The sequence below is a fragment of the Methylobacterium sp. UNCCL125 genome (assembly GCF_900116795.1).
GTDB lineage: Bacteria > Pseudomonadota > Alphaproteobacteria > Rhizobiales > Beijerinckiaceae > Methylobacterium > Methylobacterium fujisawaense.
The window spans coordinates 83,082-96,730 of the sequence record NZ_FPBW01000010.1; the positions used below are offsets into that span (position 1 = coordinate 83,082).

11 protein-coding genes are annotated in these 13,649 nt (G+C 71.6%); 5 read left to right on the forward strand and 6 right to left on the reverse strand.

All coding sequences use genetic code 11. The features are described from left to right. Positions 1 to 1,536 carry a cation:proton antiporter gene (locus BM396_RS11925; RefSeq protein ID WP_043388787.1) on the reverse strand — a complete coding sequence of 512 codons (1,536 nt, stop codon included), beginning with the start codon at positions 1,534 to 1,536 and terminating at the stop codon, positions 1 to 3. A 57-nt stretch (positions 1,537 to 1,593) separates the two neighbouring features. Beyond that, positions 1,594 to 3,033: a carbohydrate porin gene (locus BM396_RS11930; protein ID WP_043388785.1), complete on the reverse strand. Its 1,440-nt coding sequence runs from the start codon at positions 3,031 to 3,033 to the stop codon at positions 1,594 to 1,596. A 121-nt stretch (positions 3,034 to 3,154) separates the two neighbouring features. Here BM396_RS11930 and BM396_RS11935 point away from each other — a divergent pair, with 121 nt between their 5' ends. Further along, the gene (locus BM396_RS11935; protein WP_043388783.1) at positions 3,155 to 4,753 is read left to right on the forward strand and encodes a gamma-glutamyltransferase family protein; all 1,599 of its coding nucleotides are present in this window, start codon (positions 3,155 to 3,157) and stop codon (positions 4,751 to 4,753) included. A 38-nt stretch (positions 4,754 to 4,791) separates the two neighbouring features. Here BM396_RS11935 and BM396_RS11940 read toward each other — a convergent pair whose 3' ends face one another. The 3 genes from BM396_RS11940 to BM396_RS11950 form a co-directional block, all read right to left on the reverse strand. Further along, positions 4,792 to 5,649 carry a class I SAM-dependent methyltransferase gene (locus tag BM396_RS11940; RefSeq protein ID WP_043388781.1) on the reverse strand — a complete coding sequence of 286 codons (858 nt, stop codon included), beginning with the start codon at positions 5,647 to 5,649 and terminating at the stop codon, positions 4,792 to 4,794. Between the two features lie 10 nt (positions 5,650 to 5,659). Then, a complete protein-coding gene (locus BM396_RS11945; protein WP_043349744.1) occupies positions 5,660 to 6,169 on the reverse strand; it encodes an OsmC family protein in 510 nt (169 codons plus the stop codon). 116 nt (positions 6,170 to 6,285) lie between these two features. Then, positions 6,286 to 7,410, reverse strand: a complete 1,125-nt coding sequence (locus BM396_RS11950) for an aminotransferase class I/II-fold pyridoxal phosphate-dependent enzyme (RefSeq protein ID WP_043388779.1) — start codon at positions 7,408 to 7,410, stop codon at positions 6,286 to 6,288. A 91-nt stretch (positions 7,411 to 7,501) separates the two neighbouring features. On the opposite strand from BM396_RS11950, the gene BM396_RS11955 reads away from it, so the two are divergent. The 3 genes from BM396_RS11955 to BM396_RS11965 all read left to right on the forward strand — a co-directional run bounded on the left by BM396_RS11955 (position 7,502) and on the right by BM396_RS11965 (position 10,002). Beyond that, complete coding sequence (locus BM396_RS11955) at positions 7,502 to 8,767, forward strand: adenosylmethionine--8-amino-7-oxononanoate transaminase (RefSeq protein WP_043348472.1); 1,266 nt, start codon at positions 7,502 to 7,504, stop codon at positions 8,765 to 8,767. Between the two features lie 134 nt (positions 8,768 to 8,901). Then, positions 8,902 to 9,291: a response regulator gene (locus BM396_RS11960; protein ID WP_020093672.1), complete on the forward strand. Its 390-nt coding sequence runs from the start codon at positions 8,902 to 8,904 to the stop codon at positions 9,289 to 9,291. A 135-nt stretch (positions 9,292 to 9,426) separates the two neighbouring features. Beyond that, positions 9,427 to 10,002, forward strand: coding sequence for a MarR family winged helix-turn-helix transcriptional regulator (locus BM396_RS11965; RefSeq protein WP_051976358.1), 576 nt, complete (start codon positions 9,427 to 9,429; stop codon positions 10,000 to 10,002). A gap of 10 nt (positions 10,003 to 10,012) precedes the next feature. Here BM396_RS11965 and zigA read toward each other — a convergent pair whose 3' ends face one another. After that, positions 10,013 to 11,236, reverse strand: a complete 1,224-nt coding sequence (zigA, locus tag BM396_RS11970) for a zinc metallochaperone GTPase ZigA (protein ID WP_043388774.1) — start codon at positions 11,234 to 11,236, stop codon at positions 10,013 to 10,015. 223 nt (positions 11,237 to 11,459) lie between these two features. On the opposite strand from zigA, the gene BM396_RS11975 reads away from it, so the two are divergent. Then, positions 11,460 to 13,565 carry a TonB-dependent receptor gene (locus tag BM396_RS11975; RefSeq protein ID WP_051976357.1) on the forward strand — a complete coding sequence of 702 codons (2,106 nt, stop codon included), beginning with the start codon at positions 11,460 to 11,462 and terminating at the stop codon, positions 13,563 to 13,565. Positions 13,566 to 13,649 lie beyond the last annotated feature (84 nt).

Consider the following 13,649-nt stretch of genomic DNA (forward strand, 5'->3'; position numbering starts at 1 on the left):
TCAGGTCTCCGCGCGCGGCGTCGCGCTGAGTTCGGCCCAGTCGAACTCCTCCTCCAGCAGGAAATAGGCGTCGTCGCCGATCCGGCCCTGGCGGCGCAGGGCGAGCACCGTGTCGCGGGCGGCCTCGACGGCTTGGCGCCGGGCGGCGTCCGCCGGCAGGCTCTCCGGCGCCAGGCCCTCGTCGTGCGCCTCCGCCTCCGCGAGGGCTGCGCGGAACTCGGCGCGCAGCGCGTCGGTCGCCGGCGCGTCCTCCGCATCCGCGAGGCTGTCGAGGGCGGCCTTGTAGGCCGCCGCCCGGGCCCGGCCCGTCTCACGCCCCACGGGGTCGTCGTCCTCGAGCCGCAGATGGGCGAGCAGCGGCCGCAGGGTCAGGCCCTGAACGATCAGGGTTCCGAGTACCGTGACGAAGGCGGCGACGACCACGAGATCCCGGTGCGGGAACTGTGCAGGCAGCGCCAGGGCGGCGGCCACGGTGACGATCCCGCGCATGCCCGCCCAGGACAGGGCGATGCCCGGCCCCAGCCGCGCCGGAACTCCGGCTTGGCGGAGGCCGAATTCGCGGATCCCGGTGGTCGGCAGGACCCAGGCGAGGCGGGTCACCACCACGGTGGCGAAGGTCGCGCCCGCGAGGATCAGGGCCTGCCACGCATCCGCGCCGCTCAGCCGCTCCCGGATCGGGTCGATCTGGATGCCGATCAGCACGAAGGCCAGGACGTTGAGCACGAACACCGCCGTGTCCCAGACGGCGTAGGAGATCACCCGGGCCCGGGGCGCGGTGACGCCGGGGGCCCGGCGGGCGACCGTCACCGCGAAGGTCACGATGGTCAGGACCCCCGACAGCTCGAGCCGCTCCGCGGCAAGCCAGATCCCGAAGGCGGCGACGAACTGCATCACGATCGCGCTCGCCGGGTCGGTCACGCGCCGGGTCACGGCCACGAACAGCAGGCCGAGGCAGGGGCCGACGACGAGGCTCGCGACGACGCCCAGGAGGAACGCCGGCGCCACCTCCGCCGGGTGGAAGGTGCCAGCCATCGCGGCCGTCACGCCGAGCCGGTAGATCAGCAGCGAGGCCGCGTCGTTGAGCAGGCTCTCGCCGCGCAGGATCGTGGCGAGCCGGTGCGGCATCGGCGCGTGCTTGAGCACCGCCAGTGCCGCCACGGCGTCGGGCGGCGCGACCACGGCACCGAGCACGATGCAGGCGGAGAGCGGCATGTCCGGGACCACGAGCCGCGCCACGACCGCGACGGCGAGCGTGGTCACCGCCACCGCCCCGACCGCGAGCCCGGCCACCGCGCGCCAGTCCTCCTTCAGATCCCGCACGGAGGCGTCGAAGCCGGCATCGAGCAGGACCGGAGCCAGGAACAGCGCGAGCGCCAGTTCGGGATCGAGCCGCAGGTTCGGGACGCCGGGGACGAAGGCGAGGCCGACACCGCCCAGCGCCAGGAAGGCCGGATATGGCGCCCCGAGCCGACGTGCGACACCGGCCAGTAGGACGGCGCCGAACAGGACGCCGACGACCCACTCGAAGACTAACATGCTGCTGAAAGAGGCGGAGCCCCGGGACCGTTCCGGGGCCCACGGTCGCAGGCCGGCTCAGTACTGCACGGTGGCGCGTACCCCAAGCACCGCCGCGTTGCGCAGCCGGCGGCCGTCCGGACCGGCGATGCCGGCGCCCGGCCGGATGACGTATTGCGCGTCGGGCTGAACCGTGAAGCCCGGCACGACCACGGCCTGATAGGTCGCCTCGATCACCGCCTCGGCGCGGCGGCGGGGCATCGGCATGCCCGAGTAGAGGATCGTGTCCCGGTCGGCCCGCTGGGCCTCGTCGCTGATGCGCGCGTAGGCGACGCTGAGGCCGATCGTGTCGTCGTCGCGCCCGTCGAACAGGCCCTTATAGGCCAGCCCGGTATCCAGGTAGGCGTCGATCAGGCTGGAGCGGGTGGGCGACCACGCGGCGCGCACGAAGAAGCCGAGGCCCTCGTCGTCCTTGCCGGATTCCCGGTAAAGGGTCTGGTCGTAGATCGCGTAGAGGCCGGCATTGCCGCGCACCGGCCGGCCGATCCCGGTGGCGTTCGGGTCGGCGAGCGGCACGCCGGTGATGTCGAAGCGCAGGCTGTCGAACCGGCCGAAATGCTGCCAGCCGCCCAGGGTGATGTCGCCGGGCAGGCCCCGGGAACCGGGCGCGATGTTGTACGCGTAGGTGGCCTCGGCGATGATCAGGGCCGGATCGCGCAGGCGGAAATTGGTGCCCGTCCGGTCGAGGCGCTGTGCCTCCGGATCGTCACCCGGACGATTCGCACCGGCCGGATCACCGTCGTAGAGCCCGACCTGCAGGGAGAAGCCGTTGCCCGGCACGTATTTGGCCCGGATCGCCGGGGCTGCGAGCGGGTAGGCCGGCCCGCCGCTCGGCAGGTCGAGCCCGGTGATGACCGGCCAGCCGAAGGTCGAGTTCACGAACAGCGTCGCGGTCTGGCTGACGAAGAACTCGGTGTCGGCAGCCTGCTGCCCGATCCGGATCCCGAGCTGGCCGTCCATCAGGCTCTGGTCGAACCAGAGCACGTAGAGCCGCGTGGACGGCAGCGCCTCGATGACGCTCGTGGTCAGCAGGTTGCCGACATAGTAGCGCGACAGGCCGGTGCCGTGGATGAAGTAGGCGTTGGCATGGACCGTGGCGCCTTGCCAGCCCGCCAGCCGGTCGAGGTCGAGGTTGAGGCGCAGGTTGAGGCGATCCTCGACGATCGCACCCTGTCGAAGGCCGCCGACCGGATTGCCGAGCACGTCGGCGATGTAGGTCAGGCTGTACGCGATGCCCCGTTCCTTCAGGACCGGGCGGATCCCGAGCGGGTCGCCGAGCGGGCCGAGAGAGGGCTCCACCGAGCGGACATAGCCGCCCGAGGCCTGGCTGGTGGTCTCCGGCTGCGAGACCGAGATGCGCGGATCGGCGCCCGCGCCCTCGTACACGGTCCGCGTCTGGGCCGCAGCGGGAAGGGTCGACAGGCCGAGGGCCAGCCAGGAAATGAGTTTGCAGGACATCGGCCGCTTCTGGGCGACAGCACACGCGCAGCATAGCATGGCCCGCCGCCCGTATGCGCTTGGTCTTTGCAGGAGGCGTCGCCTCGCCTAACCCTGCGGCCGGTACACCACAGGACCGTCGATGCCCGAGACCCCCGTCTTCACGTCCGCCGCCGTCGCCGCACCCCACAGCCTCGCCGCCCAGGCCGGCCAGACCGTCCTCGCCCAGGGGGGCAACGCCATCGAGGCGATGGTGGCGATGGCCGCCTCTATCGCGGTGGTCTATCCGCACATGAACGGCATCGGCGGCGACGGGTTCTGGCTGGTGCGCGAGCGGGGCGGCCGGGTGCGGGGCATCGAGGCCTGTGGCCCGGCCGGGCGTCTCGCCACGATCCCCCGCTACCGCGAGAAGGGCTACGACGCGATCCCCGCGCGGGGACCCGACGCCATGGTCACGGTGGCGGGCGCGGTGGGCGGCTGGCGCCTCGCCCTGGAGCTGGCGCGGGCGCTCGGCGGCCGCCTGCCCCTGGAGACGCTCTTCGCCGACGCGATCGGTCAGGCCCGAGCCGGCGTCGCGGTCTCGCCCTCGGAGGCACGCTACGTGCCCCAGGAACTCGACACGCTCCACGACGCGCCAAACTTTGCGGCAACCTTCTTGAAGGACGGCAAGCCCTATCCCGCCGGAGAGACCCGCGCGCTGCCCCGCCTCGCCGATACCCTGGAGCAGCTCGCTCATGCGGGGCTCGGCGACTTCTATCGCGGCGATATCGGCCGGGAGATCGCCGCCGACCTGGAGCGCCTCGGTGCGCCGGTCACCCGGGCGGATCTGGAGGCCTTCGCGGCGGTGGAGCGGGCGCCCCTGTCGATCCGGCGCCGCGACGCGACGCTCTACAACTTCCCGCCGCCGACCCAGGGGCTCGCCGCCCTGCTGATCTTCGGGATCTTCGACCGGCTGAACGTCTCCGAGCCCGAACGCACGGCCCATTATCACGGGCTGATCGAGGCGACGAAGCGGGCCTTCGCGATCCGCGACCGGGTGGTCACCGATTTCGCCCGCCTGCGGCACGACCCCGCCGCCTTCCTGACCCCGGAACGGCTGGCCCGCGAGGCCGCGCTGATCGACATGGGTCGCGCAGCCCGGGTGCCCCTGCCCGATCCGGGTCACGGCGACACGGTCTGGATGGGCGCGATCGACAAGGACGGGCTTGCCGTCTCCTACATCCAGTCGGTCTACTGGGAGTACGGCTCCGGCACGGTGCTGCCCGCCACCGGCATCTGCTGGCAGAACCGGGGCATGTCGTTCTCCCTCGACCCGAAGGCCGTGAATCCCCTGGAGCCGGGGCGGCGCCCCTTCCACACGCTGATCCCGGCGCTCGCCGCCTTCGACGACGGCCGTGTGATGAGCTACGGCAGCATGGGCGGCGACGGGCAGCCGCAATTCCAGGCCCAGATCTTCACCCGCTACGCCGATTACGGGATGTCGGTGGCCGATGCCGTCGACGCGCCGCGCCTGCTCTACGGGCGCACCTGGGGGGCGCCCTCGCTCAGCGTGAAGGTGGAGGACCGGTTCGATCCGGCCTGCATCGCGGCCCTCGGCCGACTCGGCCACGAGATCGAGGAACTGGGCGGACCCTACATCGACTCGCTCGGGCACGCGGGCATGCTGGTCCGCCATCCCCGGAACGGTCGGATCGAGGCGACCCACGACCCGCGCTCGGACGGCGGCGCCCTGGGACTCTGAGAGAACGCGCCGCCCGCCCGGCGGCGCGGGATGCCGGCTCAGCCCGCCTGAACGAGCCAGCAGGCGGCGCGCAGGCGCACGGCGCCCTCCGCCGCGTGCCGCGCGAGGGCCGCCGCCACGGCCGCTTCGGCGCGCGCCCGGAGATCCGGTGCGGCCTCGCGGACGAGGTGGGAGCTGGGGCCGAGGTTCAGGGAGACGTGGGTGGCCGCCGCGGTCGCCGCCGCGTCGGTCTCGCCCTGACCGACGACGATGTCCCGGTCGAGCGCGTCGCAGGTCACGCCGGCGAACCCGGCGGCGCGCAGGAGCGCGACCAGCGGGTCGGGGTCGGCGAAGCGGAAGGGTCCCGGCGTGTCGGGCTGCGGCGAAGGCGGGGGCTCCGGCAGGAGCGGCAGAACCGCCTCGCGCGGCACGCTCACCCAGTGATTCTCGGGCAAGGTCCGCCAGCACAGGAAGGTCAGCCGGCCGCCCGGCTTGAGCATCCGGCGAATGTTGGCGAAAGCGCCGGCGGAATCCGGGAAGAACATCACGCCGAAGCGCGACAGGATCCCGTCGAAAGGACCGAGATCGGCCGTCCCGACATCCGCCTCCACGAACCGGATCGGGGCGGTGCGTGCAACCTCCGCGGCGGCGCGGTCCCGCGCCACGGCGAGCAGCGGCGCCGAGATGTCGGCCCCCGTGACGCCGCCGCCGGGCCCGACCCTGCGGGCGGCCTCCAGGGTCGTGGCCCCCGCGCCGCAGCCGATATCGAGCACCGTGTCGCCGGGAGCGAGGGGCGTGCGGGCGAACAGCGCCTCCGTCAGCGGGAGGAACATCGCGTCGAGGACGACCTGATTGCGCGCCCAGCGCGTGCCGACCTCGCCGTTCCAGTATTCGGTCTGGGTGATGCCGCCCGCCATGCTCCCTCCGTCAGACCGTGGTCGTGGCCACGGACAGCTCGGGCTTGTGGTTCAGGGTCTGGAACACCACGCAGTAGCGCTCGGTCAGCTTCAGGAGCTGCGCCAGCTTGTCCTCCGGCGCGTCGGTATCGAGTTCGAAGAACAGGCGGATGCTGCGGAAGCCCACCGGCGCCTCCTTGTCGACCCCGAGGGTGCCGCGGAAATCGAGGTCGCCCTCGGCGCTGACCGTGCCGGCGCGCAGCGGGATCTCCAGGGCTGTGGCCACCGCCTTGAGCGTCACCCCCGCGCAGGCGACCAGCGCCTCCAGCAGCATGTCGCCCGAGCACAGCTCCGCCCCCGAACCGCCCGTCGCCGGATGGAGCCCGGCCTCCGCGATGGCGCGGCCCGTCTCGACCTTGCAGGCGATCTTGGTGTCGTCCAGCGTGCCCCTGGCCTTCAGGGTGATGACCGCCGCGTCCGGTGCGGTGCGGTACTTGTCCTTGATCGGAGCCTGGAGGGCTCGCAGCGTGGTGGCGTCCATGGCGTCGTCCTCTCGATTCCGGATCTGACCCGCTTCTCGGCGGCGGGCCGGCCGGAGCGTTCCGGCTCCGTCAGGCGCCCGGTATAGGTGTGCGCTACGCGAACGGGAAGCGGTTCTCAGGCGCGCCCGGTGAGGACGGCCACCGCTTCCGCGAGGGCGTCGACCTGGGCCTCGTCGTGGGCGGCCGAGAAGGCCACCCGCAGCCGCGCGGTCCCGGCCGGCACGGTCGGCGGGCGGATCGCCACCACCAGGAATCCCGAGGCCTCTAGCGCGGCCGAGATGTCGAGCGCCGCCTGCGCCTCGCCGACCAGGACCGGCACGACGGCGCTCTCGGCCTCTGGCAGGCCCAGACGGGCGGTGAAGCGCCGGGCGAGGGTCAGCGGTCGGGCACGCCGGTCGGGCTCCGCCTCCAGGATCGTCAGCGCCTCCAGGGCGGCGGCGGCCGAGGCCGGAGGCAGGCCGGTGGTGTAGACGAAGCTGCGGGCGCGGCTCGTCATCAGGTCGATGACCGGGCGCGAGGCGCAGAGATAGCCGCCATACGAGCCGAGCGCCTTCGACAGGGTGCCCATTTCCAGCGGCGCCCGCGGCCCGTCCTCGACCACGCCGACGCCGTGGGCGTCGTCCACCAGCGTCCAGGCGTCGAAGGTCTCCGCGATGCCCAGGATGTCGCCGAGCGGCGCCCGGTCGCCATCCATGCTGAAGACCCGCTCGGTGAGCACCAGGGCGCGCCCGTAATGGGGGCGGTGCTCCGCGAGCTGGGCCGCGAGGTCGCCGGGATCGTTGTGGCGGAACGTCAGGACCCGCGCGCCCGACAGCCGCGCGCCGGCCCACATGCAGGCATGGGACAGCGCGTCCAGCAGGACGAGGTCGCCCCGCCCGGCCAGCGCCGGGGTAATGCCGAGATTGGCGAGGTAGCCGCTGCCGAAGACCAGGGCGGCCTCCGTGCCCTTGTGGCGCGCGAGGCCGTCCTCCAGCGCGCCGAGATACGGATGGTCGCCGGTCACGAGCCGCGACCCGCCCGACCCCGCGCCGTGGCTCGCGACGGCCGCCTGAGCCGCCGCGATCACCCGCGGGTGATGCGAGAGGCCGAGGTAATCGTTGCAGGAAAAGGAGACGAGCGTCCGGCCCCGTCGTGCCGCCGCGGCGCCGGAGCCGCGCTCCGTCGGCACCAGCGTGCGGCGCAGGCGACCGGCCTCGAGGGCTTCGAGTTTCCCGGTGGCGAAGGCGTCGAGGCTGTCCATGGGGATGGGGATGGGCGATGCCGCGGCGGCAAAGTCAAGCGGCGGGTGCCGGACTCTTGACCCCCGTCCGAGGGGCTTCCATGCCGGACGCATGACCCTCGAAACGCCCGCAGGCCATCTCTGGCGGCCCTACACGCAGATGCGCCTCGCCCCGCCGCCGCTGGAGGCGGTCGCGACGCATGGCACCCGCATCCGCCTCGCCGACGGCCGCGAACTCGTGGACGGCATCGCCTCCTGGTGGACCGCGGTGCACGGCTACAATCACCCGCACATAGCGGGCGCTGTCGCCGACCAGCTCGCGCGCATGCCCCACGTGATGTTCGGCGGCCTCACCCATGCGCCGGCGGAGACGCTGGCGCGCCGGCTCGCCGCCCTGCTGCCGGGCGATCTCGACCACGTCTTCCTGAGCGATTCGGGCTCGGTCGCCGTGGAGGTCGCGCTCAAGATGGCGGCGCAGATGTGGATCAACCGCGGGGTGGGCGGCCGGACGAAGGTCCTGGCGTTCCGGGGCGGCTATCACGGCGACACGATGGGGGCGATGTCGGTTTGCGACCCCGAGGAGGGCATGCATCGCCGCTTCGGTGCCTACCTGCCGAGCCAGATCTTCTGCGACCTGCCGCGAAGCGCGGCCGAGACCGCGGCGCTCGACGCGGCCCTCGCGTCTCATCGCGACACCCTGGCGGCGGTGATTGTCGAGCCGCTGGTCCAGGGTGCGGGCGGGATGCGGACGCACCCGCCTGAGGTGCTCGCGGCGATCGCCGGGCTGGCGCGCCGGCACGGACTGCCGCTCATCGCCGACGAGATCTTCACCGGCTTCGGGCGCACCGGCAGCCTGTTCGCCTGCGAGCAGGCGGGAATCGTGCCCGACATCGTCTGCCTGTCGAAGGCCCTTACGGGCGGAACGATGGCGCTCGCCGCCACGGTCGCCCGCACGGAGGTGTTCGCGGCGTTCTGGTCCGAAGACCCCGCGGCCGCGCTGATGCACGGCCCGACCTTCATGGCCAATCCCCTGGCCTGCGCAGCGGCCAATGCCAGCCTCGATCTGTTTGAGGCGGAGCCACGGCTGATCCAGGCCCGCGCCATCGCGGCCCGTCTTGCCGAGGGGCTGGAACCCCTGCGGCGGGTGCGGGGCGTGGCGGATGTCCGGGTACTCGGTGCCATCGGAGCGGTGCAGTTCGCCCGTGCGCCCGACTTGGCCGTCCTCAAGGCGCGATTGCTCGCCCGCGGCGTCTGGGTCCGGCCGTTCGGCGACATCGTCTATCTCACCCCCGCCCTCACGATCGATGCAGCGGATCTCGACCGGCTGATCGAGGCGGTCGCCGCCGTGGTGACCGAGCTGGCGCCCGGATCGGCATGACGACCGGGCGTTCCACATTCCCGTGATCCGTCTCCGCGGGCGCCTGCAACCCGTGACCGTTTCTGCCGTTGGGCCTACGGCTGGAGATGCGTGCGGCGGCCCGCGCGGCCGGACGCTGCCAAAGGGAGTACACAGTGGCGAGCGAGCAGACGGGTTCGAGCGGCGATCGGCCGGTAATCCTCCTCGTCGAGGACGAGGCGCTGACGATCATGGACCTCGGGGACGTGCTGGAGGAAGGCGGCTACGACACCGTTCAGTGCGCCTCGGCCGAGCGCGCGCTGAGCATCCTGCAGGCGCGCCCGGACATCTGCGGCCTGGTCACGGACGTGCAGCTGTCGGGAAAGACCGACGGGTTCGATCTGGCGAGTTCCGTGGCCGAGGCGCGGCCGCAACTGCCGATCCTGATCGTCTCCGGGCGCGCGGCCCCGGATCCGGCCCGCATGCCCGAGCATGCCGAGTTCATCGCCCGGCCCTGCACCGGCGAGGATATCCTGGACCGTCTTCAGCGCCTCATGCACTGCTGATCCGACCTTCACGTCGGCCCCGTCATCGCACCGTCACCGGCCAGCGCCACACGGACCGGAGCGGCCGCGTGACGGGGGTGGACGGTGCAGTTTCAGGATCGTCCGGCGGCCGCCGGCATTAATTCGGGCGCTCCGGTGGGCGACAAGCAGAAGCGCGATCATCAGGACGAAGCTGCGGCCGTGCTCGGCCACACGTCCAAGAAGATGCGGCCGCCCGGCGTCCGCAGCGTCGGTTGGGCGCTGGTGCAGGCGGCGCGCCTGCACCGCGCCCGCACCGGCGACCGGCTGGCCAAGCTGGGGCTTTTCGCCGGCCAGGAGCAGGTGGTGCAGGCGTTGGCTGCGGCCGGCACCATGACCATGGGTGATCTCGCGGCGCTGCTGCGGGTGCGGCCGCCCACCGCGTCCAAGACCGTGACGCGGCTCGCGGCCCTCGGCATCGTCGAGCGCCGGGCCGAGTCGGGCGATGGCCGCGTGGTCCGGGTTCAGCTCACGGAAGCCGGCATGGCCAAGGCCGAGGCGATCGAGCGGATCCAGGAAGAGGTCGAGGCCGAGTTGCTCGACCACCTCGACAAGACCGACCGCCGACGCCTGCGCAAGCTCCTGCGCAAGGCCGCCCGCGGCCTCGCCGAGGCAGCCGGTGCCTCCGGTCAGGTGGCGGAGGCCGATGCCGAGATCGAGGCCGAGGACGAGACGGAGGGCCTGCCGGCCTGACCGGCGGGGCTCAGGCCGCGGCCCGGCGCCAGGCCGGGAACGGATCCGGCAGTTCGCGGTAGGGCGCGGGATCGAAAGGTGCGCGATCCGGTCCGGTGTCCACGAGGCAGGCATCGAGCGCGGCGATGAGCGCGGCGCGGTCCATCCCGGATCCGATGAAGACCAGTTCCTGGCGCCGGTCGCCCCAGACCTCGCTCCAGACCGTATGCAGGCGCTCCCGGAACTCGGGCGCCTCCGGCCAGCGCCGCCGCGGCACCGCCGACCACCAGAACCCCATCGCGGAGACCCTGGCCACGGCCCCCGCCAGGGAGAACTCGCCGACCCAATCCGGCCGCGTCGCCAGCCAGAAATGGCCCTTCGCCCGGATCAGGCCCGGCCAGGTGGCGTTGACGAAGGCGTTGAAGCGCTCGGGGTCGAAGGGGCGCCGGGCCCGGTAGACGAAGGAGGCGATGCCGTATTCCTCGGTCTCCGGTACGTGCGTGTGGGCGCCGTAGAGTTCCTTGAACCAGAGCGGGTGCTGCTGCGCCTTCTCCTCGTCGAACAGGCCGGTGTCGAGGATTTCCGCGAGCGGCGCACGTCCGTGATCGGTCTCGAGGATGCGGGCGTCGGCGTTCAGGCCGCGCACCACCGAGCGGACCAGCGCGAGATGCTCGGGTGAGACGTCATGCGCCTTGTTGATCACCACCACGTCGGCGAACTCGATCTGCTCCACGAGCAGGTCCACGAGCGTGCGCGTATCCTCGGCGCCCGCGGTCTCCCCGCGCTCACGCAGGAACGCGGCCGAGCCGTAATCCTTCAGCAGGTTCACCGCGTCGACCACGGTCACCATCGTGTCGAGCCGGGCCAGATCCGACAGGGAGCGGCCCGCCTCGTCCCGGAACGAGAAGGTCGACGCGATCGGGAGCGGTTCGGCGATGCCGGTGCCCTCGATCAGCAGGTAATCGAACCGCCCGGTCTCCGACAGGCGGCGGACCTCGGCGAGCAGATCGTCGCGCAGGGTGCAGCAGATGCAGCCGTTGGTCATCTCGACGAGGGTCTCGTCCGTCCGGGACAGGTCGGCTCCGCCCGCGCGGACGAGGTCGGCATCGATGTTGACCTCGCTCATGTCGTTCACGATCACCGCCACCCGGCGGCCGTCGCGGTTGTTCAGAACATGATTGAGCAGCGTCGTTTTGCCGGCTCCTAGAAAGCCGGACAGAACGGTGACGGGCAGGCGGCGATCGGGCTGTGTCATGCCGCAATCAAAATGTTATAACATTTCAAAGTCAAGGCAGTGAAACGCGCCGCAGCGGCGGGACCCGGCGAAGCTGTTGCAACGATGTAACGTTTCTCAAGCGTGTCGGGGTGGCGCGGGATTACACCTTGCACCTGACCCGATGTCCGCGACACTGAAACAGTATAACACTATGTGAGTCTCCATGTCCCGCCTGCGTCGCCTCCGCTTCCTTGCCGGCACAATGCTGTCCTCGACCGTCTGCACCGGCATGTTGGCTCCGTCGGTTGCCCGGGCCCAGCAGGCCGTCACCCTCGACGAGATCAGCGTCACCAGTCCGAGCCCGATCCAGGCCCCGCGCACCGCGCCGATCGCCGACGCGGCGGTCCCGATCGGCGTTCTGCCGGTGGCGACCAACACCTTCTCCCCCGTCACCGTGGTCACCCAGGAGCAGATCGCGCGCGATCAGCCCCGGACCTTGGGCGACGCCCTGTTCGACAGGCCTGGCATCTCCGGCACGTCCTACGCCCCGGGCGCGGCCTCACGGCCGATCATCCGCGGTCTCGACAACGCCCGGGTGCGCATCCAGGAGAATGGCATCGTCAACGGCGGCGTGTCCGACCTCGGCGAGGACCATGCCGTGCCGGTGAATCCGCTGGTGGCCGACCGGATCGAGGTGATCCGCGGCCCCGCGACCTTGCGCTACGGCTCCGGCGCCATCGGCGGCGTGGTCTCGGCGGACAACAACCGGGTGCCGACCTTCATTCCGGCGAACGGGGTGCAGGGGCAGGTGACCACCGGCTTCTCCAGCGTGGACAACGGCCGGCTCGGGGCCGCCACGGTGGATGCCGGCGGCGATGGCATCGCGGTCCACGCCGACGGCTTCAAGACGGCCAACGACAGCTACGCGATCCCCGGCGGGATCCAGCGCAACTCCTACAACGAGTCGCAGGGCGGCGCGGTCGGCATCTCGGCGATCGGCGACCGCGGCTTCGTCGGCATCTCCTTCAGCCACTACGACGCCATCTATGCGATCCCCGGCGGCGTGGCGGAGCAGGACCGGACCCGGCTGACCCCGAACCAGGATCGGGTGCTGTCGCGGGGCGAGTACCGGCCCCTCGACGGCCCCTTCGAGGTGATCCGCTACTGGGCGGGCTACTCGGTCTATCGCCACAACGAGGTCGGCATCGGCGAGGACGGGATCGAGGGCGTCCAGGCGATCTTCAAGAACCGGGAGGCCGAAGGGCGCCTGGAACTCCAGCACGTCCCGGTCTTCACGGATCTCGGCAAGCTCACCGGCGCGCTCGGCTTCCAGTCGGACCGGCGTGTGATCAACACGCAGCTCGAATCGTTCCTGCCCAAGACCGAGTCCCGTGCCAACGCGGTCTACCTGTTCGAGGAGCTGGAGCTGCGTCCGGGCACGCGTCTGCAGGCGGCCGGGCGCTACGAGGTCGATCGGCTGTCGAGTACGGCCGCGCAGTTCCCCAGCGATTACGTGCCGGTCGACGGGCAGGAGCCGTTCCAGTACGCCCGGACCCGCCGCTTCGCGCCGAAGAGCGCCAGCATCGGCGCCCTGCAGGATCTGCCCTACGGCTTCGTGGCGAGCCTCACCGGCTCCTATGTCGAGCGCGGACCCACCGGCTACGAGCTGTTCTCGCAGGGGCCCCACGATGCCACCGCGACCTTCGAGATCGGCAACCCGAATCTCAAGAAGGAGCGCGCCCGGACCGTCGAGGCCAGCATCCGGCGGGCCGAGGGACCCTTCCGCCTCGACGCCACCGGCTACTTCACGCGCTATACCGGCTTCATCTACCGCAACTACACGGGGCTGACCTGCGACGACGACTTCGCCTCCTGCGGTGTCGGCACCGACAACCGGCAGATCGTCTATCAGCAGCAGAACGCGACCTTCTACGGCGCCGAGATCATCGGCCAGTACGACCTCCTGCCGGTGGGCAACGGCTTCGCCGGCATCGAGGGGCAGTTCGATTTCGTTCGCGCCCAGTTCGACAACGGCACCAACGTGCCGCGCATCCCACCCTACCGGCTCGGCGGCGGCGTCTACCTGCGGGCCGACGGATGGTTCGCGCGGGTGAACCTCATCCACGCCTTCAGCCACGACGCCACGGCGGTCTACGAGACGCCCACGCCCGGCTACGACGACCTGCGGGCCGAGCTGAGCTACACCAAGGCGGTCGATCCCGCGGTCTACGGGGCGAGCGCGATCACCCTCGGCGTCCAGGGCCGCAACCTCCTGAACGACGACATCCGCAACTCGACCTCGTTCAAGAAGGACGAGATCCTGCTGCCGGGGCGGAACGTGCGGCTGTTCCTGACGGCGCGGTTCTGAACGCTCCGGCCGCCACGGCGCCGTCCTTGCGCGAGCGGCGAAGCCATCCATGGCTGCGCCGGACGTCGCGCTGTCGGCGGGCAC

Excerpts from the sequence above, each read along its gene's own strand:
- BM396_RS11925 (WP_043388787.1), bottom strand. The coding sequence starts at position 1,536 with ATGTTAGTCTTCGAGTGGGTCGTCGGCGTCCTGTTCGGCGCCGTCCTA.
- BM396_RS11930 (WP_043388785.1), bottom strand. The coding sequence starts at position 3,033 with ATGTCCTGCAAACTCATTTCCTGGCTGGCCCTCGGCCTGTCGACCCTT.
- BM396_RS11935 (WP_043388783.1), top strand. The coding sequence starts at position 3,155 with ATGCCCGAGACCCCCGTCTTCACGTCCGCCGCCGTCGCCGCACCCCAC.
- BM396_RS11940 (WP_043388781.1), bottom strand. The coding sequence starts at position 5,649 with ATGGCGGGCGGCATCACCCAGACCGAATACTGGAACGGCGAGGTCGGC.
- BM396_RS11945 (WP_043349744.1), bottom strand. The coding sequence starts at position 6,169 with ATGGACGCCACCACGCTGCGAGCCCTCCAGGCTCCGATCAAGGACAAG.
- BM396_RS11950 (WP_043388779.1), bottom strand. The coding sequence starts at position 7,410 with ATGGACAGCCTCGACGCCTTCGCCACCGGGAAACTCGAAGCCCTCGAG.
- BM396_RS11955 (WP_043348472.1), top strand. The coding sequence starts at position 7,502 with ATGACCCTCGAAACGCCCGCAGGCCATCTCTGGCGGCCCTACACGCAG.
- zigA (WP_043388774.1), bottom strand. The coding sequence starts at position 11,236 with ATGACACAGCCCGATCGCCGCCTGCCCGTCACCGTTCTGTCCGGCTTT.
- BM396_RS11975 (WP_051976357.1), top strand. The coding sequence starts at position 11,460 with ATGCTGTCCTCGACCGTCTGCACCGGCATGTTGGCTCCGTCGGTTGCC.